The 20,482-nt window shown below is 47.1% G+C and carries 19 protein-coding genes; 14 read left to right on the top strand and 5 right to left on the bottom strand.

Annotated features, from left to right (window positions below):
- Positions 1-34 precede the first annotated feature (34 nt).
- From K1Y79_RS06380 to fucP, 6 genes are all read left to right on the top strand, one after another.
- Positions 35-787 carry a hypothetical protein gene (locus K1Y79_RS06380; protein WP_220249164.1) on the top strand — a complete coding sequence of 251 codons (753 nt, stop codon included), beginning with the start codon at positions 35-37 and terminating at the stop codon, positions 785-787.
- 56 nt (positions 788-843) lie between these two features.
- Positions 844-1,695 carry a fumarylacetoacetate hydrolase family protein gene (locus K1Y79_RS06375; protein ID WP_220249163.1) on the top strand — a complete coding sequence of 284 codons (852 nt, stop codon included), beginning with the start codon at positions 844-846 and terminating at the stop codon, positions 1,693-1,695.
- A gap of 63 nt (positions 1,696-1,758) precedes the next feature.
- Positions 1,759-2,091 carry an L-rhamnose mutarotase gene (locus K1Y79_RS06370; protein ID WP_220249162.1) on the top strand — a complete coding sequence of 111 codons (333 nt, stop codon included), beginning with the start codon at positions 1,759-1,761 and terminating at the stop codon, positions 2,089-2,091.
- Positions 2,092-2,162: 71 nt separating this feature from the next.
- Complete coding sequence (locus tag K1Y79_RS06365) at positions 2,163-2,990, top strand: amidohydrolase family protein (protein ID WP_220249161.1); 828 nt, start codon at positions 2,163-2,165, stop codon at positions 2,988-2,990.
- Positions 2,991-3,026: 36 nt separating this feature from the next.
- Positions 3,027-3,809 (top strand): SDR family oxidoreductase, encoded by a 783-nt coding sequence (locus K1Y79_RS06360; protein WP_220249160.1) that lies wholly within the window; start codon positions 3,027-3,029, stop codon positions 3,807-3,809.
- Between the two features lie 36 nt (positions 3,810-3,845).
- Positions 3,846-5,144, top strand: coding sequence for an L-fucose:H+ symporter permease (fucP, locus tag K1Y79_RS06355; protein ID WP_220249159.1), 1,299 nt, complete (start codon positions 3,846-3,848; stop codon positions 5,142-5,144).
- 51 nt (positions 5,145-5,195) lie between these two features.
- Here fucP and K1Y79_RS06350 read toward each other — a convergent pair whose 3' ends face one another.
- Positions 5,196-5,774, bottom strand: coding sequence for an O-methyltransferase (locus K1Y79_RS06350; protein WP_220249158.1), 579 nt, complete (start codon positions 5,772-5,774; stop codon positions 5,196-5,198).
- Between the two features lie 61 nt (positions 5,775-5,835).
- Between K1Y79_RS06350 and K1Y79_RS06345 the strand changes: the two genes are divergently transcribed.
- Both K1Y79_RS06345 and K1Y79_RS06340 read left to right on the top strand, forming a co-directional pair.
- On the top strand, positions 5,836-6,564 hold the full coding sequence (locus K1Y79_RS06345) for an MbnP family protein (RefSeq protein WP_220249157.1): 729 nt from the start codon (positions 5,836-5,838) through the stop codon (positions 6,562-6,564).
- 3 nt (positions 6,565-6,567) lie between these two features.
- Positions 6,568-7,626: a cytochrome-c peroxidase gene (locus K1Y79_RS06340; protein WP_220249156.1), complete on the top strand. Its 1,059-nt coding sequence runs from the start codon at positions 6,568-6,570 to the stop codon at positions 7,624-7,626.
- 1 nt (position 7,627) lies between these two features.
- Here K1Y79_RS06340 and K1Y79_RS06335 read toward each other — a convergent pair whose 3' ends face one another.
- Together K1Y79_RS06335 and glmS are read right to left on the bottom strand one after the other, a co-directional pair.
- Positions 7,628-9,844 carry a DUF4954 family protein gene (locus K1Y79_RS06335; RefSeq protein WP_220249155.1) on the bottom strand — a complete coding sequence of 739 codons (2,217 nt, stop codon included), beginning with the start codon at positions 9,842-9,844 and terminating at the stop codon, positions 7,628-7,630.
- Between the two features lie 21 nt (positions 9,845-9,865).
- On the bottom strand, positions 9,866-11,701 hold the full coding sequence (gene glmS / locus K1Y79_RS06330; RefSeq protein WP_220249154.1) for a glutamine--fructose-6-phosphate transaminase (isomerizing): 1,836 nt from the start codon (positions 11,699-11,701) through the stop codon (positions 9,866-9,868).
- A 222-nt stretch (positions 11,702-11,923) separates the two neighbouring features.
- Between glmS and K1Y79_RS06325 the strand changes: the two genes are divergently transcribed.
- On the top strand, positions 11,924-12,457 hold the full coding sequence (locus tag K1Y79_RS06325) for a histidine phosphatase family protein (RefSeq protein ID WP_220249153.1): 534 nt from the start codon (positions 11,924-11,926) through the stop codon (positions 12,455-12,457).
- Between the two features lie 191 nt (positions 12,458-12,648).
- Here the strand turns inward: K1Y79_RS06325 and mgtE are convergent, their stop codons facing one another.
- Both mgtE and K1Y79_RS06315 read right to left on the bottom strand, forming a co-directional pair.
- The gene (gene mgtE / locus K1Y79_RS06320) at positions 12,649-14,025 is read right to left on the bottom strand and encodes a magnesium transporter (RefSeq protein WP_220249152.1); all 1,377 of its coding nucleotides are present in this window, start codon (positions 14,023-14,025) and stop codon (positions 12,649-12,651) included.
- A gap of 51 nt (positions 14,026-14,076) precedes the next feature.
- A complete protein-coding gene (locus K1Y79_RS06315) occupies positions 14,077-14,946 on the bottom strand; it encodes a bestrophin family protein (RefSeq protein ID WP_220249151.1) in 870 nt (289 codons plus the stop codon).
- 97 nt (positions 14,947-15,043) lie between these two features.
- On the opposite strand from K1Y79_RS06315, the gene K1Y79_RS06310 reads away from it, so the two are divergent.
- The 5 genes from K1Y79_RS06310 (at position 15,044) to hutI (ending at position 20,482) form a co-directional block, all read left to right on the top strand.
- Positions 15,044-15,433 (top strand): SET domain-containing protein, encoded by a 390-nt coding sequence (locus K1Y79_RS06310; RefSeq protein WP_220249150.1) that lies wholly within the window; start codon positions 15,044-15,046, stop codon positions 15,431-15,433.
- A gap of 100 nt (positions 15,434-15,533) precedes the next feature.
- Positions 15,534-16,019 (top strand): MarR family winged helix-turn-helix transcriptional regulator, encoded by a 486-nt coding sequence (locus K1Y79_RS06305; protein WP_220249149.1) that lies wholly within the window; start codon positions 15,534-15,536, stop codon positions 16,017-16,019.
- 22 nt (positions 16,020-16,041) lie between these two features.
- The gene (hutH, locus tag K1Y79_RS06300) at positions 16,042-17,610 is read left to right on the top strand and encodes a histidine ammonia-lyase (protein ID WP_220249148.1); all 1,569 of its coding nucleotides are present in this window, start codon (positions 16,042-16,044) and stop codon (positions 17,608-17,610) included.
- Entirely contained in the window at positions 17,588-19,252 is a 1,665-nt protein-coding gene (gene hutU / locus K1Y79_RS06295) for a urocanate hydratase (protein WP_220249147.1), read from the top strand. The genes hutH and hutU overlap by 23 nt, the downstream gene beginning before the upstream one ends.
- A gap of 3 nt (positions 19,253-19,255) precedes the next feature.
- Positions 19,256-20,482, top strand: coding sequence for an imidazolonepropionase (gene hutI, locus K1Y79_RS06290; RefSeq protein WP_220249146.1), 1,227 nt, complete (start codon positions 19,256-19,258; stop codon positions 20,480-20,482).

The following is a 20,482-nucleotide window of genomic DNA, read 5'->3' as shown; positions in this document are numbered from 1 at the left end:
CTTATATCTCATTCGTAAATCAACGCATAATTCCATGAAAGCTTGGTCTTTACTACTTATTGCAACATTATTCTTTGCCTGCGGATCACAACAGGAGAAAGGTTCGGCTGCTGAAACGGACGATACCTCTTCTGCGGGAGAAGCTTTTCAGCCGGTAGAACCGGCAGGAAAAGTAAGCGTTTCATTCCCCGTGACCGATACTACTGAGATCAAACTGGTATTTGAACTGGACGGGAAAACAAAGGAAAAACAATTCAGATTGCCACTGGCAAAAGATGTAGAGGAAAAAGACCTTTACCGCCTGGTGTGGGACAAGCCTAACAGCTGTTACGTTGGAGTACTGAAACAAAACCGTACTACCCGTTACTACCATGCAAGTGTGGACGATAAAGGTTTCCTGCAGATCAATCATGTAGGTACTCCTCCGGCTGGCGTGTGGCAGTATGCAGAAAATAAACTTGGCTTAGGCAAGATCAGTGCAGCTGGTGCTGCAAAGCTGGAAAACTCCTATACCAAAAACCTGAAATCAGGACAGATCATTGCAGATTTCATCGTAAAAATAGTACCGCTGGCGTCTAAAGATTCAGTACATGTATATACTGAATTTGCTGGTGCTAACAGGACATTGTCACAGGCAGTACCTGCCGGTTTCAACCCTGGTATCCTCGTGTCAGAAACTAACAAGGACCAGTGTTTTGTAGTACTCGAAAAAGATGGTAAGCTGACTAACACCTATGAAATCAAGGTAGAAAATGGCCGTCTGCAGATCAACACATTATCAAGATAGTGCGACGCTGGTAAAATGGTGTCCACAGCATTTAAGTTAAAACAGTAAATTATTATATGAAACTGATCAGATTTGGTTTACCCGGTGCAGAAAAGCCAGGTATTGTAACAGAAGCAGGTACATTTGATGTAAGTGCATTTGGAGAAGACTTCGGTGAGAAATTCTTTGAAACAGATGGTCTGCAAAGACTGGCTGCCTGGTGGGAAAAAAACAGCGGTAGCTGTCCGCAGGTACCTGCAGGTACCCGCTTCGGTTCTCCTGTTACACGTCCTTCAAAAATCATCTGCATTGGTCTGAACTATGCTGACCACGCAAAAGAAACCAACGCAGCAATCCCACAGGAGCCAATCGTATTCTTCAAAAGTACTACTTCCCTGGTAGGTCCTAATGATGACCTGATCATTCCACGCAATAGCGAGAAAACTGACTGGGAAGTGGAACTAGCAGTAGTAATTGGCAAAAAGGCCAGCTATGTAGAAGAGAAAGATGCACTTGAGTATGTGGCTGGTTACGCATTACACAATGACTATAGCGAGCGTGCTTTCCAGCTGGAACGTGGTGGTCAGTGGGTAAAAGGTAAAAGCTGCGACACTTTCGGTCCTTTAGGCCCTTGGCTGGTAACCAAAGATGAAATTAAAGATGTGGATAACCTGCGCCTCTGGCTTACTGTAAATGGTAAGACTATGCAGGATGGTACCACTGCTAACCTGATATTCAAAATACCTTTCCTGGTATCTTACCTGAGCCAGTTCATGACCCTGCTCCCGGGCGATGTGATCTCTACCGGTACTCCGGCAGGTGTAGGCCTGGGTATGAATCCGCAGGTGTATATCAAAGCAGGAGATGTGATAGAGCTGGGTATAGACGGACTGGGTTCTTCTAAACAGACGGCCGTAGCATTTAAATAAAAAAGTCAGGCATCAGGAAGCTACTTATGCTTCCTGATGCCTGATTGCTAATTTCCAATTATTATGAATCGATATTGCTTAGCGCTTGATCTGGTTAATGATCCTGCGCTGATAGCTGAATACGAAGCCTATCACCGTGAGATATGGCCTGAAATAAAGAAGAGTATCATCGACGCCGGCATTACTAATATGGAGATATACCGTATCATGGACCGCCTCTTTATGATCATGGAAGTAAACGACAGTTTCTCCTTTGAAGCAAAAGATGCGGCAGATGCGGCTAACCCTAAAGTACAGGAATGGGAGCAGCTGATGTGGAAATATCAGAAGGCTGTACCCGTAGCTAAGCCTGGTGAAAAATGGGTGATGATGGACAGGATCTTTTCACTACAGTAATGTAGGACGATTGCACGAAAGAAGTATAGCTTTATAGCAAGACTGATAAGGAAGAAAAACGTTATGAAATAATGATTATAGACGCACACCAGCATTTCTGGCAATACCACCCTGTAAAGGATGCCTGGATCACTGATGATATGAAAGTGATACAGGAAGATTTCCTGCCACACCACCTGCTGCCTGTATTACAGGAGAACGGTGTGGACGGCTGTGTCGCTGTACAGGCAGACCAGTCCGAAACTGAAACCGGCTTCCTGCTGGATCTCGCTGCACAACATGCCTTTATTAAAGGCGTTGTAGGATGGGTAGACCTCCGTGCAGACAACCTCTCAGACAAACTGGCCCACTACAGCCAATATGGTAAACTGAAAGGCTTCAGGCACATTGTACAGGGAGAACCCGATCCGGCATTTATTCTCAGGAAAGATTTCTGCGAAGGTATCAGGGCGCTGGCTGCACATAATTTCACATACGATATACTGGTTTATCCCGTACAATTACCCGCAGTAGCGGCCTTTGTACAACAGTTTCCTGATCAGCGGTTGGTAATAGACCATATGGCCAAACCATACTTCAAAACACGTGATATCAGTGCCTGGGAAACTCATATGAGGGCAATTGCCCAACAGCCAAACGTATATTGCAAATTAAGCGGACTGGTTACTGAAGCAGACTGGCAGAAATGGGAACCCGCTCACTTCGAGCCTTTCCTCGATGTGGTATTGGATGCTTTCGGCCCCGAACGCCTGATGTTTGGTTCCGACTGGCCGGTATGTAAAGTAGCAGCCAGCTATACACAAGTGAAGGCAATTATCACCGATTATATCAGCCGCCTTTCTGCTACGGAAAGAGCCGGCATCATGGGCGGAAACGCTGTCAGGTTCTACAGTCTGTAGTACCTGCACATATTTTAAATTATTCAAACTACTGACATGGATCTGGGATTAAAAGATAAAGTATTTATAGTAACAGGAGGTGCAAAGGGTATTGGTGAGGCTATCTCAAAACTGATAGCAGCTGAAGGCGGCATTACAGTGGTTGCCGGTAGAAGTACTGCCGATAATGAAAAGACAGTGGCTGCAATTGTAGCTGCCGGCGGACAGGCAGTAGAAGTAACAGCCGAACTGGGTGAAGCAGAAGCCTGTAAAAAGGTGATCGAATTTACCGCACAACGCTTTGGCCGTATTGATGGCCTGGTGAACAATGCCGGTGTAAATGACGGTGTTGGACTGGAAAGCGGTAGCCCGGAGAAGTTCATGGCTTCCTTGCAGAAAAACATCTCCCATTACTACAACCTCGCACACTATGCACTGCCTTACCTGAAGCAGAGCAAAGGAAATATTGTGAATATCGGTTCCAAAGTAGCAGATACCGGCCAGGGTAAAACTTCCGGTTATGCAGCTTCCAAAGGTGGTATCAATGCGCTGACCCGCGAATGGGCAGTTGAACTGCTGCCTTACGGTGTACGCGTGAATACCGTTATTCCTGCCGAAGTATGGACGCCGCTGTATGAAACCTGGATCAACTCTTTACCTAATCCGAAAGAAAAGCTGGCTTCCATCGTTGCAAAAATACCATATGAACAACGTATGACCACCTCAGAGGAAATCGCTAATATGACAGTATTCCTGCTGTCAGGCGTATCTTCTCACACTACCGGTCAGATCGTTTATGTAGATGGTGGTTACACACACCTCGACAGATCCATTAGCTAGTTGCCAACAGCACTTTTCATCTTATAAATTATACTTATGGCCGGAGCCGCAATGCCCACTTCCACAGTTAAGGCAAACATCGATACAAAGAAGAGTTACCTGTTTCCTTTTATACTGGTAACGAGTTTATTTTTCCTCTGGGCGCTGATTCATAATATGAGCCCTATCCTGATTCCTCATCTGAAGAAGGCCTGTCAGTTAACTGACATGCAATCGGCGTTCATTGACTCTGCCGTATTTGCTGCCTACTTCCTGATGGCATTACCTGCAGGCGCGGTAATGAAGAAATTCGGATATAAAGCTGGTATAATCTTCGGCCTCTGCCTGTATGCTGTGGGAGCATTTCTATTCCTTCCGGCCGCCAGTACCCGCGATTATAACTTTTTCCTGGGAGCGCTGTTTATCATCGCATCTGGCCTTACATTCCTGGAAACTGCTGCTAATCCTTACGTATCTGTATTAGGTAGCCCGGAAACAGCCACTACTCGTCTGAATCTTGCACAGTCATTTAACGGCGTAGGTGCTATGATCGCTCCGATATTAGGGGCAAGATTTATTCTTTCGGGTACAGAGCTTACTGAGGCACAACTCAACGCTATGTCTCCGGACGCATTACAACAATACCTGATCGGCGAGGCAAGTACGGTAAAAGTACCATACCTCATTATCGGCATCGTTGTATTACTGATAGCCCTGCTTTTTGTGGTTACAAAGATGCCTGAAGTAACTGAGCAACAGGATGAGCAGGTAGACGCTACCGCTAATGAAAAAGGCAGCATCTTCAGGCATAAACACCTGATTGCGGCCGTGGTGACTATGTTCTTTTATATCGGTGGCCAGGTAGGCGTAAATGCCTTCTTTATCCGTTTTGCAAAATATACTGCTGATATAGGTGAGAAAGATGCCGCTGTATTGCTGGGCTCTGTAGCTGGTCTCGGCTTTATGATCGGTCGTTTCTTCGGCACCTTCCTGATGCGTAAAATGAAACCGCAGGTGCTATTGGCTGCTTATGGCCTGATCAATGTACTGCTGCTCCTTATCGCAATGACTACCAAAGGACAAATAGCCGTTTGGACCGTATTGGCTGTACCGTTTTTCATGTCTATCATGTTCCCGACTATCTTCTCTCTCGGTATCAAAGGACTGGGTGGAGATACCAAGTTTGGTTCTTCACTGATCATCATGTCTATCGTAGGTGGTGCTATATTCCCTCCGCTTATGGGATTGATCTCTGACAACTCAAATATCCAGATGGCATACATCCTGCCCCTGATCTGCTTTGCAGTAGTGGTATGGTTTGGTGCGAAAGGTCATAAGCTTGACCGCGCACACTAAAGCTTAATGCATATAAAACAGAAAGGGCGTACCACCCGGTACGCTCTTTTTTTATCTCTTTACTGCCACAATTATTCCTGTTGCCCACACTTGTTTTGTTACTAACAGATCCTCCCTCGCTTCCAGGTCTTTAATCAGCTGGGTGACCTTTTCAGCATGTCCTTCCGGCCAGTTAGGCTGCGGCAGCATATCGTCGATGATGTATAGTCCGCCCTTGTTCAGCATAGCCAGCGTTTCTTCCAGCATTAAGTACTTACCATGCCAGGTATCTGCAAAGATGAAATCAAACTTCCTCCGCCGGTTCTCTTTTAACCATTCTCCGCCATCTGCATGTACCAGTTTGATCCTGCTGTCATCCCCCAGGAAACGGATAGCAATATCCAGGTACTCCTGTGCATTATCCACAGAAATTAATGTGCTTTCTCTGTCCATACCATTTAATATCCAGGCGGTGGACAAGCCCGTTCCTGTACCCAGCTCAAGAAAACTGCCATAGGGTTTTGCTGCCGCCAATGTACGTAGCAAAGAGCAGGTCAGTGGGTCAGAGGCCATGGTGAATCCGGAGGCATTGGTCGCGTCGAGAATGTATTGATAGTGGTCTGGGTATTGCTGCTGTATGTCCTGTGTCATGAGCTGTTTATTAATAGGTCTTTCGACAAGGTAATAAAAAAAATCGCTTACTTTGGGTATTATGAACCGCCTGTTGATTCTGATTCTCCTGTTTACCTGTACGGGCACAGCTGCGCAGCAGGTGCGGCTGGATATTAGTCACGTTGTAGGCAATATGCCTATGCAGCTGAAAGTCACCGAATACCACAATGCCGCAGGAGATACCTTCACTATTACTGTCTTCCGCTATTACCTCAGTAATTTCACGCTATCCGATGCAACGGGAAAGGCAGTGAATGCTGAAAAAGCATATTTCCTGGTAAGTGAGGATAGTACCCGCTCAAAACAACTGCTGCTAAAGAACTGCCCTGCAGGCAAATACACGCGGTTATCGTTTATGATAGGGGTGGATAGTGTGTTAAATTTCAGTGGCCCGCAGTCAGGAGCGCTTGATCCTATGTATGGCATGTTCTGGACCTGGAACAGCGGTTATATTATGGCTAAGCTGGAAGGCTTTTCTCCTTCTTCCCGTCTGCCTAATCACATGATTCAGTTCCATATCGGTGGATATAGAGCGCCACACGTTACGCAGCGGCTGGTAACCCTGGAATTGCCCACACCGGTAACTGTCAGCGCCAGGCATACCCCCCAGGTCAGTTTAGAGGCCGATGCCGCTACCTGGTTTGACGGATTGCATAAGATCAGCTTCAGACAAACAGCCGGATTCATGGCCCCAGGTACTATTGCCGACAGAATAGCAGACAATTATCAGCATATGTTCACCGTTAAAGAAGTAATACATCGAAGATAAAGCATGACCCGCAAGGCCATATACCTGCTTGCTGCCTTCTGCGGGTGGTTATGGATCATGGGAAGCTCCCGTGATACGCTGACCGCCCATGCGCCAGTGGTAGAATACTACCAGCTGAAAATTCCTGACAGCCTGCCTCCGCCGGTATATGACTTCAAAAAGAACCCGCTGACAAAGGAAGGTATTGCCCTGGGCCGACACCTGTTCTACGATCCGAAGCTATCCCTGGATAGCTCCGTTTCCTGCGGATTCTGCCACCAGCAGTTCGCTGCCTTCGGCCACTTCGATCACGCCCTCAGCCACGGTGTGTTAGGAAGAACCGGCGTTCGCTCAGTACCTACCCTTTTCAACCTGATCTGGCAAAAGGACTTTATGTGGGATGGCGGAGTCAATCACCTCGATATTCAGCCTTTAACGCCTATTACAGACGAAAATGAGATGGGGATGGATATGCGGGAGCTCATCACCCGTTTACAGGGGAATAAGACCTATAAAGGGCTTTTTAAAGCAGCCTATGGGTCGGAGGAAGTAACTACAGAAAGAATGTTCCGGGCGTTGTCGCAATTCATGGCTATCATGCTGTCATTTGAGTCTAAATATGACAGCGTCATGCGCAAAGAACCAGGGGTTAAATTCACAGCAGAAGAGGAGGGGGGCCACCGCACATTCATGCAGAAGTGCGCCTCCTGTCATAAACCGCCGCTGTTTACAGATTACTCCCTGCGCAATAATGGCTTACCTTATCTGCCATCGATGAACGACGTAGGCAGGATGCGTATTACCAATAATACAGCCGACTATCTCAAATTTAAAGTCCCTTCGCTGCGCAATGTACTGGTCAGCGCACCCTATATGCATGACGGCCGTTTCTTCGATATCTTCCAGGTATTTGACATGTACGATCACGGGCAGGAAAAAGGAAATACCATTGATCCTCTTGTGAAGAACGGTATTCCCCTGAATGCAAAGGAACAAAGACAATTGTACATGTTCCTGAATACACTGACGGATAAAAACTTTATTAAAAATCAGGACTTCAGCGAAGTGCTGATTACGGACTAACTTATAATTTCCAATGCGCTATCACATCGCTTACCTGTTGCTTATACGCTGCTAAGTCAGCAAGTGTTTGCTGTATAAAACTATTGTCATCCAGCTTACCTATCACTGCGTCCATCTCTGCCTCATTCTCATATGTCATCTGCCGGAAAGGATTCTGATAGTCTTTTGCACGTGCGCCATAGATGCCTTCTGTTAAAAAGGTCTGCATATGCAGCGATTGCACCAGGCAGTTTTTCAGGAAAGCCGGTGTGAAATCTCTCGCCTTTTTCTCTTCCACATACAGCAATGATGCAATAGCATGCTGTAACTTATCCAGGGCATAGTGCTCACCGATTTGCCTGTAGTGCTCATGCAACTGTTTCCAGCTGCCAATATCTCCTGACCGTATCTGCTGTTTCAGATTGGCCAGTGTTTCATCTTTCATGAGCTGCCCGCCTACATTATGCCATGGGCCGCGTTCGGCTGTTTCCACAATACCGCGCAGCGATGTAAAGTTATGTGAAGTATCCGCAGTAATATAGCCGAAGATATTGCGGACTGCATATAGATTAATCAGCTCTTTAAACAACGGGTATGACCGGTGTACCTTCAACAGCTGCACTTTCCGCGAACTGTTCTCCACATTATCTGCATAGATCTGCAATCTCGCTACTTCTTCCGGTTCATGCTGCAGCAGTTCTTTACCTTTTTCCTGTACATCATGTGCTGACAATGAACCTGCTTCCGGTTCATGCCTGGCGTACCATGCCTGCCCGGTAGCTATTTCCATCAGCGCCATCGCATGAATCATCTCTTCCACACTATCCGGCGCGAGGTAATCATATTCTATCAGCTGTGTTTTATCCGTACGTTTATCCCTGTCAATATACTTCCAGGAATTGCGGGCCAGCGCATACATATTATGCAGGAACCAATACCCGGTCATGATTTTCAGTGTATTCTGCTGATCGTCATTTAATACCAGGCTGAATGGATAGGGTACATCCATTTCATGCATGTAAGTGCCTTTCGCAATCAATGTGAAAGTGGCAAAGCGTGAGTTATGTTTCAGACTTACACACAATCCCGGCCAGAAGCCGCGTCCTGCAATTACCTCCCCATCCGCGCCACGTGAATTATGGTTAGAGCCGATCGTTGCGCCGGCAGCCATATTACTTTGTCCCATGATCAGTGCTGCACAAAGGAATGAGTTGTTATGATGCTGTTCATGCGCCGGGAAGATCAGTGAATTAAGTACTTCACAGCAGGAGATAGTTGCATTGTTGCCAAGATAGGAGTTAATCAGGCGGGCACCATATTTTAACTGCGAATGTGAGGCCATCACAAAACGTACTGCCTTCACACCATAGAATACACGGCAGCCATAACCTACAATACCATTCACCAATTCGCAGCCTTCACCAATCTGGCTGGTGGCGTCTGCCGAACTGTTGATCGTAACATTCTTAATTTTATTGGCCCCTTTCAGATAAGCATCGGTGCCAATAGTAACATCTTTAATAATCTTACAATTCTTGATCACGCTGCGGTCGCCCACCATGCCATAGTACCCGCGTTTCTTGTCAAATTGTTTCTCTGTGAATGTCTTAAATTGTTGTTGTAAAACCGCATCATTCCGGTTACGTGTCCATAGCCAGGCATCGCCGGGCAGCATGCCATCAAACGGCATCACGCTTCTGCCACCGTTTTCATTACACAGCTCCAGCCAGATGCGCAGGGATTCAGATTCTCCCTCCTTTACAATGCCATTACCAAATTTGGCATGATCAGTAGTGATCATTTCATTTACATTGCAAATGATGACTTCATTACCGATGATATAATGAGAGAGATAATTAACGTTGTGTATAACTGCATTATCGCCGAAGTCGCACGATGAAATAGTACTGTTATACAATCCTACTGGCAATCTGAGATTGTGAAATTCCAGGTAATACGGCTCGAGTTTCCCGATGCGTACTACACCAAAGAAATGGCAGTGCTTAACAAGTTGCGGACTGAACTCATTGGCTACAAAGATATTGTTCCAGTCGTCAGAAGTATTGTCATTACGCACCAGTATTTCAATTTCCAGCGCACTTAATTTACGGTAGTTGGTTTGTTGTTTGCCCAGTTGACTGTTCCGCAGGTAATACTCGTCTTTACCTTCCGGCAAATAAGAATCTGCTACAAAATTGTAGCCCAGCTCAGTGAGTGGCTTCTTCTGTATTACATTCATCAAAAAAGAGTTGAAGTGTTATTATTCTACGGTTACTGATTTCGCCAGATTCCTTGGTTTATCCACATCAAATCCTTTCAGTACACCTATATGATATGCAAGCAGCTGCATCGGAATAACAGAGACAATAGGGGCTACCAGCTCGTCTGCTGCGGGTACTTCAATTACGTCATCGGCCATGCTGCGGATGGTCTGATCGCCTTCTGTAACTACAGCAATCACTTTACCTTTACGTGCCTTGATTTCCTGAATATTGGATACTACTTTCTCGTAATAGCTGTCATGCGTAGCGACAAAAACAACAGGCAGGTTTTCATCTACCAGTGCAATAGGGCCATGTTTCATCTCAGCAGCAGGATAGCCTTCTGCATGGATGTAGGAAATCTCTTTCAGCTTTAATGCACCTTCCAGTGCTACCGGGAAATTGTACCCTCTTCCCAGGTAGAGGAAGTCACGGGCATCTTTATATTTATCAGCAATCTGTTTGATCTGATCGTTCAGTTTCAGCGTCGCTGCTACTTTATCCGGAATAGCCTCCAGCTCACCTAGCAGGTGTTGCAGGCGTTGTGCAGTAATGCTGCCTTTTTCCTGTGCTACTTTCAGTCCGATCATACATAATACAGCTAGTTGCGCAGTGAATGCTTTGGTACTGGCTACGCCTATCTCCGGACCAGCATGTGTGTAAGCGCCAGCATCTGATATACGTGCAATGGATGAACCTACAACATTACATACACCCAGGATGATAGCGCCTTTCTTTTTGGCACTTTCAATAGCTACGAGCGTGTCAGCAGTTTCGCCTGACTGCGATACGGCAATGATCACATCTCCTTCGCCTACGACCGGATTGCGGTAACGGAACTCAGAGGCATATTCTACTTCCACTGGTATGCGGCAAAGCTCCTCTATCATGTATTCAGCAACCAGGCCTGCATGCCAGGATGTGCCACAGGCAACGATGATGATACGTTTTGCCTTGCTGAGTAAAGCTGCATGTTCACGTATACCACCTAATGTAAGCGTACCACGTTTGGCATCCAGACGTCCGCGCAGACTGTCAAAGATAGTTTGTGGCTGCTCGAATATCTCTTTGATCATGAAGTGATCGTATCCGCCTTTTTCGATAGCTGCCAGTTCTATGTCCAGTTTCTGAATGTAAGGCGTCTGACGTTCGTTGGAGATGTTTTTCAGGATCAGTTCATCTGCCTTGATAATAGCAATTTCATAGTCATTCACGTAAACCACTTCCTTTGTATATTCTACGATAGGAGAAGCATCTGAGGCCAGGAAGTGTTCGCCTTTCCCTACCCCGATCACCAGCGGACTACCCTTACGGGCAGCGATCAGTGTATCAGGGTTATCCTGGTCTACAATCACGATTACATAAGCGCCTACAACTCTTTTCAAAGCAATACGCAGGGCTTCTTCGAGTCCGCATTGATTGCTTTCCTGTATTTCTTCGATGAAGTGAATGAGTACTTCAGTATCTGTATCGCTTTTGAAGATATGGCCTTTTTTCAGCAGCTCCTGTTTAAGCTGGGAATAGTTCTCAATGATACCATTGTGTATCATGGCTAGTTTGCCGTTGCCCGAAGTATGAGGATGGGAGTTGCGATCACTGGGTTCTCCATGGGTAGCCCATCTGGTGTGACCAATTGCAATATGGCTGTGTACATCTTTTCCGCTGAGGTAGTCTTCCAGTTCCGCTACTTTTCCTTTCTTTTTATACACCTTAAGGCCTCCGTTTAGCAGCGCTACACCTGCACTGTCATAACCGCGGTATTCTAATCTCTTTAATCCTTTCAATACGATGGGGTAGGCTTCTCGCTGGCCTATATAAGCGACTATTCCGCACATAAATGTTTTTCAGTTTTACATGGATAAAGCGTGCAAGTTGTATAAAAAATGTGAAAAACGTATAAAAGATTGCGAATAATGACCCAGAATAACAAAATGATGCTCATCTGGTTGTCAGCTTAAGTACCATTACTTATGAGATCGGGGCTACCCGGATTTATCAAATTGTATGCCTGCTGAGAAAATACGTAATTTGTATGCTTTAACCGAATCAAAGGTCCTATGAGATACGTTGTAATACTATTACTATGCTGTCTGGCATGTGAACAACCCTTGCCCGAGCGGCAGCCGGTACCGGTTGCAGAAGACAGCACATTTCTCACGGGCACTTTCTTCCTTGTAGGTCACGCAGAACAGGCGTCCGGCGAAGATGCAGCCCTCAGCGAAACAGGGCAGCAGCAGGCCGGAGCATTGTACAGAAAGCTGCAGGATTCCGGTATTCAGAAAGTATACTTCACACGTCATATCAGCAGTATGCAGACTGCCGATTCTATCTGCCAGTATCTTAGCCTGGATACGGCTTCCTACGTAACAGATTCACTTGGAGAAGGATTATTGTATGAGATCACCCGGCATAACGACTGGGGTAAAAAGCTGTTGATCATCAGCGATCACCACCGCCTCATTCCCATTATGCATTCACTGAAGGCAAAGCCAAAGACGGAGGCCGTTGCCGGCAATGACTACGGACATATGTTTGTGGTGCGTAAGTTCAGAGATAGTGTGCGGGTAAAACGGTTTAATTACCTGGATTAAAAAAACCGGAATAGCAAAGGTTGATGTCCTTCTACTATTCCGGTTAATTGTCCACTAAGTCCGGGTCAGTAACCCTATTGATAATGAATATGTTAGGTGTCCGAAAGGGCACGTTTAGGCGTCGTAACGTATTGAGTACGAATAAGATGCGGACATGAGGTGGACTTGATCGCTTGTCAGGGCTTTTTTAACTACAATAAAATCCCTTTCATAAGGGCGAAAGCGACAGAGAAATAGATGAGCAAACCAGTCACGTCTACCAGCGTTGCTACGAAAGGCGCTGATGATGTAGCCGGATCAGCCCCAAGTCTTTTCAATATCAGTGGTAACATGGATCCTGAAAGGGTTCCCCACAGTACCACACCAATCAGTGATAGTCCGACGGTCAGGCCAATCAGTACGGTATGTTCACCATAGGTATGGAAGAATGAGTTCCACAGCAAGATACGAATGAAGCCTATCAATCCGAGCACACTGCCCAGCAACAGGCCGGAAATAATTTCTCTGCGCATCACGCTCCACCAGTCTGATATTGTAATCTCGCCCAGCGCCATGGCCTGTATAATCAGGGTGGATGCCTGGGAACCGCTATTACCACCGCTGGAGATGATTAATGGTACAAAAAGGGCAAGTACGACTGCTTTGGCAATTTCATCTTCAAAGAAGCCCATTGCTGTGGCTGTGAGCATTTCTCCGATAAAGAGAACGATCAGCCAGCCTATCCTTTTCTTCAGCAGTTTCAACAGGGGAATGTCCAGGTAAGGTTCATCCAGCGCCTCGGTACCACCAATACGCTGTACATCTTCCGTATGTTCTTCATTGGCTATCCAGAGGATGTCGTCAATGGTAATAATACCCAGCAGAATGCCTTCATCATCTACCACCGGCAATGCCACGCGGTTCTCCATACGGAACACCTGGATAGCTTCCTCCTGGTCATCATTCACATGCAGGGCTACAAAGCGGTCATCCATCAATGTATGCACGACTGTTTCGGGTGCTACCAGCAGGAACTCCCTGATACGGAAGTCATCAATCAGTTTACCCTTTTCGTCTACCACATAGATTACGTCAATCGTTTCACTGTCCCTGCCATATTCCCTGATATAACGCAGCACCTCTTTCACTGTCCATTCTTCCCTTACTGCAATGTAGTCGGGCGTCATCATACGGCCTACACTGGTCTCAGGGTAACCCAGCAGGCTTAGCGTAATCTTCAGTTCCTCAGGATCGAGTAGTTTAATCAGTTCTTTTACTACATCACTGTGCAGTTCACCCAGGAATGCCGTACGGTCATCCGCGGGTAGTTCGTTCAGCAGTTCGGCTACTTTAGCGGCTGGCAGCTCCCGGATTACATCTTCCTGTGCATGAAACTCCAGGATTCTGAAAGCTGCGGCAGCTCTGCCTATCGACAGCTGATTCATGATAATGTCGGCATGTTCCGGCAACTCATGAATGAGCTCGGCGATATCTGTGATTAACTGGTCATCCAGGTATACCTTCAGTTCCGGGAAGTTCTGCTCAGCGACCAGCGTCTCGAATTTTTCCTGTAAAGCTTCATTTTCCATAGTCCAAAATGCTGTCAGTGAGGCGAAATTAAAGAAAGTTGAGGTCCTACATTACAATATCTCTGCCACATGTTTGCGGATATTGCCCGAAATCGTATCTGTAGGAAGGTCGTTGGCGTCAAATCCAAAGGGGTCTTCTATCTCTTCCGCAATCAGCTCAAGACTGGCCAGCACGTAGAAAACGAATACGACAACTGGTATGATGAGGTAGTGCAGGGTGAATACATAGCCAATCGGCAGGGTCATTACAAAGAAAAAGATAAACTTTTTAATGAATATGCTGTAAGAAAAAGGAATAGGGGTATTCTTGATCCGTTCACAGGCACCGCATATATCAGTAAAGGATAACAGCTCCGGGTTGAGACTGAGTAACTGTTCCCCGCTGATCTGTCCCTGACGGTACAGTTCGTGGACATGAACCATGATCTGTGCAGCAATCTGGTTAGGCACATGCTTCTCTGGCTGCAGCTGCATACGCTCGGCCTGTTGAAATTCTTCCGGGATATACTTGTTACGCAGATGGTTCTTCAGGCTGAAGGGGTAGTTGCCGATCATCATCCTGAAGTACTCACGGGAAGCCGTATTGGAAGCCGGTAGTATGGCATTCAATTTCAGCGCCAGGTTGCGGGAGTTGTTCACCAGCGATCCCCATAACTTTCGTCCTTCCCACCAGCGGTCATAAGCCGAATTGGTGCGGAACACCAGTAGCAGTGAGATAACAAAGCCAAGTAAGGAGTGGACCAGGGTTACTTGTTTGAGGTCGCTATTGGGGGACAGATGCAGGAGCTCCAGTTCGAGGAATGCGATCAGTGCAGAGTAGGCAGACAAAGCTATAAACATGGGTATCAGCTTCCTGACCGTATCTGCTTTATGAAAGCGGAATATAAAGGTGAACCAGGCCTTAGGGTTGTAGTCGATCATATATTATACTATACATTTCTACAAACGTAAAAATTTTACACATGATTTTGATAACTTCCTGCTTTACCTTTATTTTACGGTTCCTTTACACATTATTATGATCAAGCCATATTTATACGTAGACAAGACAAAAGGCAAAGGCCGCGGCGTTTTTACTAAAGAAAGAATACCTGCCGGTACCCGCATTGAAACTTCGCCTGTACTTGTTTTGTCTTACGATGATACCGAGATTGTCGATAAAACGAAACTGCACAATTACATTTTCTTATGGGGCGTAAGGGAAACCCGCTCCTGCATTGCGCTTGGTCTTTGTTCCATCTACAACCACTCTTACGAACCTAACTGTGAGTACGAAATGGATTTTGAAGCTGAAACGATGAGTATCATCACCCGCAGGGAAATTAAAAAAGGGGAAGAACTGAGCATCAACTATAATGGTGATGTGACTGATTCGTCTCCTGTTTGGTTCGACGTAAGGAAGAAATAACGACAGGCAAAGGCCATCGCCTTTCTATAGAAATTTGATAAGGAATTGAGAAATTCCTTATTATTGTACCTAATTATATAAGTGCTTATATAATTTTATTATGAGCTTTTACGCATCGTTGGGATATCTGGTTTTTGGGAGCCGTCTGAGGCGGTTGAGTGAATACTTCCTCATGGAGGTGAATAAAGTGTATGAGCAGGCTGGTATTGCCTTTGATGCCAGTTGGTTCCCCGTTTTTTATATCCTGTCAAAGCAGCAGAATATCCCTTTGATTGATATTGCCGAACAGCTGGAAGTATCTCATTCGGCTGTCAGTCAGCTGGTTACTAACCTGAAAAAGAAAGGGCTGGTACGTACTGCTCCCTGTCCGGATGATGGTCGCCGGCAGTTAGTGATGCTCAGCAAAAAAGGAGAGGAGTTACTACACCAGGTGCAACCCATATGGGAAGCTATTAGTACAGCCATGGAGGAGTTGACCAAGGAGCATAAGCAGAGCAGCCTGGTGCTGGAAGCCATCCGGCAGATAGAAAGTGCAGCACAGGCGACGCCCCTGTCTGCAAGAATCAAGGCGTCGATGAAGGACTGATTACCGCTCAATTCAATCAATAATGATACACCAATTCAAATACGGTATTGATCAGCTTACCGTTGCCAGAGCGCTGGATATTGCCGCAGGCCGGCTGACCGGCGTACTGGTACCGGAAGTGATTGCACGCATTAATGCCAGCGCTGCACACGTACAGGCTATCGTCGCTGCCCACAGCACAGTATATGGCATCAACACCGGCTTTGGGCCGCTCTGCGATACCAAGATATCAGAAGAAGATACCCGCACCTTACAATATAACATCCTGCAAAGTCATAGCGTTGGCATAGGGAATCCTATTCCGGAAATGGTAGCCCGTGTAATGCTGGTTACCAAAGTACATGCATTGGCACAGGGGTATTCCGGCGCTGCACTATCCACCTTGGAACGCATTATCTGGCATATAGAGCACCAGGTAACACCGGTAGTACCTGAAAAGGGATCCGTAGGCGCTTCCGGTGATCTGGCACCGTTATCCCATCTATTCCTGCCATTAATAGGGTTGGGAGAGGTCTACTATAAAGGACAAAAGCAACCTGCCGCCGCGGTCTTACAGGCCGAAGGACTGGCACCGGTGGTACTGGGCCCTAAAGAAGGTCTTGCATTGATCAATGGTACACAGTTTATATTGTCCTTTGCCGTTACTGCTTTACAGCGGATGCACAATGCGCTGGATGCCGCCGATATTATCGGTGCCTTGTCACTGGAAGGACTGATGGGTACTGCCCGTCCGTTTGATCCGCGGTTGCATGCCATCAGGCCATTCCCCGGTAATCAGCTGGTTGCACACCGTCTGAAGACGATGCTGGATAACTCAGGCATTATGGATGCTCATGCCGACTGTGGCCGTGTACAGGACCCATACTCCCTGCGCTGCATGCCACAGGTACATGGTGCATCCCGTACCGCATGGCATCACTTACGTGAGCTGACGGTAATTGAACTGAACGCTGTAACAGATAACCCCATTATCTTCAGTGCAGAAGATACAATCAGCGGAGGCAACTTCCATGGTCAGCCGCTGGCTATGCCACTGGACTATGCCACTGTTGCAGCCGCAGAACTGGGTAACATTGCTGATCGCCGCTGTTATATGATGATAGAAGGCCGGTATGGGCTACCTAAATTGCTGATTGAAGACGCCGGACTGAACTCCGGTTTTATGATACCACAATATACAACCGCTGCACTGGTAACAGAGAATAAAACCCTTTGTTTCCCTGCCAGCGCCGATAGCGTACCCACTTCACTGGGTCAGGAAGACCATGTGTCTATGGGCTCGATCAGTGGCCGTAAGCTGCATCAGGTAATAGATAACCTGGAGTACATATTGGCAATAGAGCTGCTTTATGCTGCACAGGCGGTAGATTTTAGAAGGCCGTTAAAGTCAGGCCCTATTCTGGAAGCAGTACACTCCTTCGTACGGCAAACAGTATCATTCGCCGCCAAAGACAGGATCTTTGCCCTGGATATCAAACAACTGCATCAGCTGATTGTAAACCAATCCCTGGTCAAAGTGGCCAATGATGCAGCGCTGACCCATCACTTATCTTTAAACGGTATTTATCATGAACAGTTCGGAATTTATTAAAACATACGCTGCACATCCGCATTATAAAGCACCCCGTGGTAACAAGCTGCATGCCCGTTCCTGGCAGACAGAAGCACCCCTGCGCATGCTCTTGAATAACCTGGATGAGGAAGTAGCAGAGAATCCGGATGAACTGGTAGTATACGGCGGTATCGGGCAAGCGGCACGTAACAGGGAAGCCCTCCAGAAGATAATCGAAATACTCCTGAAGCTGGATGAAGATCATTCATTACTGGTACAATCAGGCAAACCGGTAGGGGTAGTACGTACACATCCGCAGGCACCGCGCGTGATGCTGGCCAATAGTAACCTGGTACCTAAATGGGCTACCTGGGAACACTTTAATGAGCTTCGTGCCAAAGGCCTGATGATGTATGGCCAGATGACAGCCGGCAGCTGGATCTATATAGGCACACAGGGTATCCTGCAAGGTACTTATGAGACGTTCGTAGCCTGTGGCCGTCAGCACTTCAACGGAGACCTCAAGGGCAAGTTACTGGTCACTGCAGGTATAGGTGGTATGGGCGGCGCACAACCACTGGCAGCAACCATGGCGGGAGCTGTATTCCTCGGTGCTGATGTAGACGAATCACGTATCCGTAAACGGTTGGCTACCCGCTATATTGATCGTATCACACATTCTTATGAAGAAGCGATAGCCTGGGCAATGGATGCCAAAGCCAAAGGCCAGGCATTGTCTATAGGGTTGGTAAGTGATGCCGGAGATATGCTGGAAAGGCTACTCAATGACAACATTATTCCTGATATACTGACTGATCAGACTTCAGCCCACGACCCTATCAATGGGTATGTACCGAATGGGTTGTCGCTGGAAGCAGCAGCAGCCCTTCGTAAGGCAGATCCTGCAGCATATAAAGCCCGTTCACTCAAAAGTATGGCCCGTCATGTCAGTTATATGCTGGCATTGCAGGAACGCGGCGCTATTACGTTTGACTATGGTAATAACCTGCGTGAGTTTGCCCGCGAAGGCGGTGAACCTAATGCTTTCAACTTCCCCGGATTTACACCAGCATATATACGTCCGCTGTTCTGTGAAGGTAAAGGTCCTTTCAGATGGGTCGCCTTATCCGGAGATCCGGAGGACATTTATACCACAGACCGGGCATTAATGGAAGCCTTTCCAGAGAATACAGCATTACTCAACTGGTTGAAGAAAGCACAGGAGCAGGTGGCATTCCAGGGCCTGCCGGCACGCATCTGCTGGTTGGGAATGGGTGAAAGAGAAAAGGCTGGCCTGATATTTAATGATCTGGTAAGGACAGGTAATGTGAAAGCACCTATTGTAATAGGCCGTGATCACCTGGACTGTGGCTCAGTAGCTTCTCCTAACAGGGAAACAGAAGCTATGAAAGATGGTTCTGACGCAGTATCTGACTGGACGTTGCTGAACCTGATGGCTAATACCGGCGGCGGCGCTACCTGGGTATCTTTCCATCATGGCGGCGGAGTAGGCATGGGATACTCACAACATGCCGGCATGGTCGTAATGGCCGATGGCTCGGAAAGGGCAGAGGCTTGCCTGAAAAGAGTATTATTCAATGATCCGGCGCTGGGCATCTTCCGTCATGCAGATGCAGGATATGAAGAAGCGAAAGCCACCGCCGGCAAATTCAATATCTGATATATGGAACTCATAGGCCCCTTTTCACAGATATTACCGCTGACAGACCTGCCGTTGAAAGGTCCGTTACAGGATGAGCAACTCACCATTATTGAGCATGGAGGTGTTGTGACAGATAATGGAAAGATTATTGCCACAGGCACTTTTAAGGAGTTGCAACACCAGTTTCCCGATTGCGATGTAACCCGCATTACAGTACCTGCGGTATTACTACCCGGGTTCATTGATTGCCATACACATATCTGTTTTGATGGTTCACGTAACCGCGACTATGCCATGCGTATTGCAGGGAAGTCTTACCTGGAAATAGCCCGGGCAGGTGGTGGTATATGGGATTCAGTTACTAAAACCAGAGCTGCGGATCCGGAGGTATTAATGACCAATACGGTACTGCGCGCCAACAGGCATCTGCGTGAAGGTGTGACTACCATTGAAGTAAAAAGCGGCTATGGTCTGGATATGGATGGAGAGCTGAATATGTTACAGGCCATCCGCGCAGCAGCCAGTCATACGAAAGCTACCCTGGTGCCTACCTGCCTGGCAGCACATATGCGGCCGAAGGATTTTGAAGGTGATGATACAGCCTATTTAGCCTGGATACTTAAGTCCTTATTACCTGTGCTCCAGTCAGAACAACTTACTCAACGGGTGGATATCTTCATTGAGGAAACAGCTTTTTCTCCGGAAGCAGCCAGGCATTTTCTGCAGCAGGCTGCTGAGATGGGCTTTGCTGCAACCGTACATGCAGATCAGTTTTCTACCGGAGGAGCAGCTGTAGCAGTGGCAGCAGGCGCTTTGTCAGCAGATCACCTGGAAGCCAGCGATGATGCAGCTATCTCACTACTGGCGGCGGCAGATATAGTAGCTGTTGTACTACCAGGAGCTTCCCTGGGACTGGGTATGCAGTATGCACCGGCAAGGAAATTATTGGATGCCGGTGCGGCCGTAGCAATAGCGAGTGACTGGAACCCAGGTTCAGCACCAATGGGGGATTTATTGCTACAGGCAGCAGTATTGAGTGCAGCCCAGAAGCTATCCGCCGCAGAAGTATTCGCAGGACTAACCAGCCGGGCAGCAAAGGCATTGGCTTTAGAAAATGTTGGTCAGCTGACCGCAGGGTACTTAGCAGATATGCAGGCATACCCGTGTGCAGACTACCGCGATATTTTATATTATCAGGGAAAGATGAAACCTGTGAAAGTCTGGAAAGAAGGGGGGCCTGTTTTCTGA

This window comes from Chitinophaga rhizophila, assembly GCF_019492185.1.
GTDB lineage: Bacteria > Bacteroidota > Bacteroidia > Chitinophagales > Chitinophagaceae > Chitinophaga > Chitinophaga rhizophila.
This window is presented reverse-complemented; position numbering and strand designations above follow the sequence as displayed.

Coding starts and splice junctions, on each gene's coding strand:
- hutH (WP_220249148.1), top strand. CDS start 16,042: ATGATACACCAATTCAAATACGGTATTGATCAGCTTACCGTTGCCAGA.
- K1Y79_RS06340 (WP_220249156.1), top strand. CDS start 6,568: ATGACCCGCAAGGCCATATACCTGCTTGCTGCCTTCTGCGGGTGGTTA.
- K1Y79_RS06370 (WP_220249162.1), top strand. CDS start 1,759: ATGAATCGATATTGCTTAGCGCTTGATCTGGTTAATGATCCTGCGCTG.
- mgtE (WP_220249152.1), bottom strand. CDS start 14,025: ATGGAAAATGAAGCTTTACAGGAAAAATTCGAGACGCTGGTCGCTGAG.
- K1Y79_RS06350 (WP_220249158.1), bottom strand. CDS start 5,774: ATGACACAGGACATACAGCAGCAATACCCAGACCACTATCAATACATT.
- K1Y79_RS06380 (WP_220249164.1), top strand. CDS start 35: ATGAAAGCTTGGTCTTTACTACTTATTGCAACATTATTCTTTGCCTGC.
- K1Y79_RS06375 (WP_220249163.1), top strand. CDS start 844: ATGAAACTGATCAGATTTGGTTTACCCGGTGCAGAAAAGCCAGGTATT.
- glmS (WP_220249154.1), bottom strand. CDS start 11,701: ATGTGCGGAATAGTCGCTTATATAGGCCAGCGAGAAGCCTACCCCATC.
- hutI (WP_220249146.1), top strand. CDS start 19,256: ATGGAACTCATAGGCCCCTTTTCACAGATATTACCGCTGACAGACCTG.
- K1Y79_RS06365 (WP_220249161.1), top strand. CDS start 2,163: ATGATTATAGACGCACACCAGCATTTCTGGCAATACCACCCTGTAAAG.
- hutU (WP_220249147.1), top strand. CDS start 17,588: ATGAACAGTTCGGAATTTATTAAAACATACGCTGCACATCCGCATTAT.
- K1Y79_RS06360 (WP_220249160.1), top strand. CDS start 3,027: ATGGATCTGGGATTAAAAGATAAAGTATTTATAGTAACAGGAGGTGCA.
- fucP (WP_220249159.1), top strand. CDS start 3,846: ATGGCCGGAGCCGCAATGCCCACTTCCACAGTTAAGGCAAACATCGAT.
- K1Y79_RS06335 (WP_220249155.1), bottom strand. CDS start 9,844: ATGAATGTAATACAGAAGAAGCCACTCACTGAGCTGGGCTACAATTTT.
- K1Y79_RS06310 (WP_220249150.1), top strand. CDS start 15,044: ATGATCAAGCCATATTTATACGTAGACAAGACAAAAGGCAAAGGCCGC.
- K1Y79_RS06305 (WP_220249149.1), top strand. CDS start 15,534: ATGAGCTTTTACGCATCGTTGGGATATCTGGTTTTTGGGAGCCGTCTG.
- K1Y79_RS06315 (WP_220249151.1), bottom strand. CDS start 14,946: ATGATCGACTACAACCCTAAGGCCTGGTTCACCTTTATATTCCGCTTT.
- K1Y79_RS06345 (WP_220249157.1), top strand. CDS start 5,836: ATGAACCGCCTGTTGATTCTGATTCTCCTGTTTACCTGTACGGGCACA.
- K1Y79_RS06325 (WP_220249153.1), top strand. CDS start 11,924: ATGAGATACGTTGTAATACTATTACTATGCTGTCTGGCATGTGAACAA.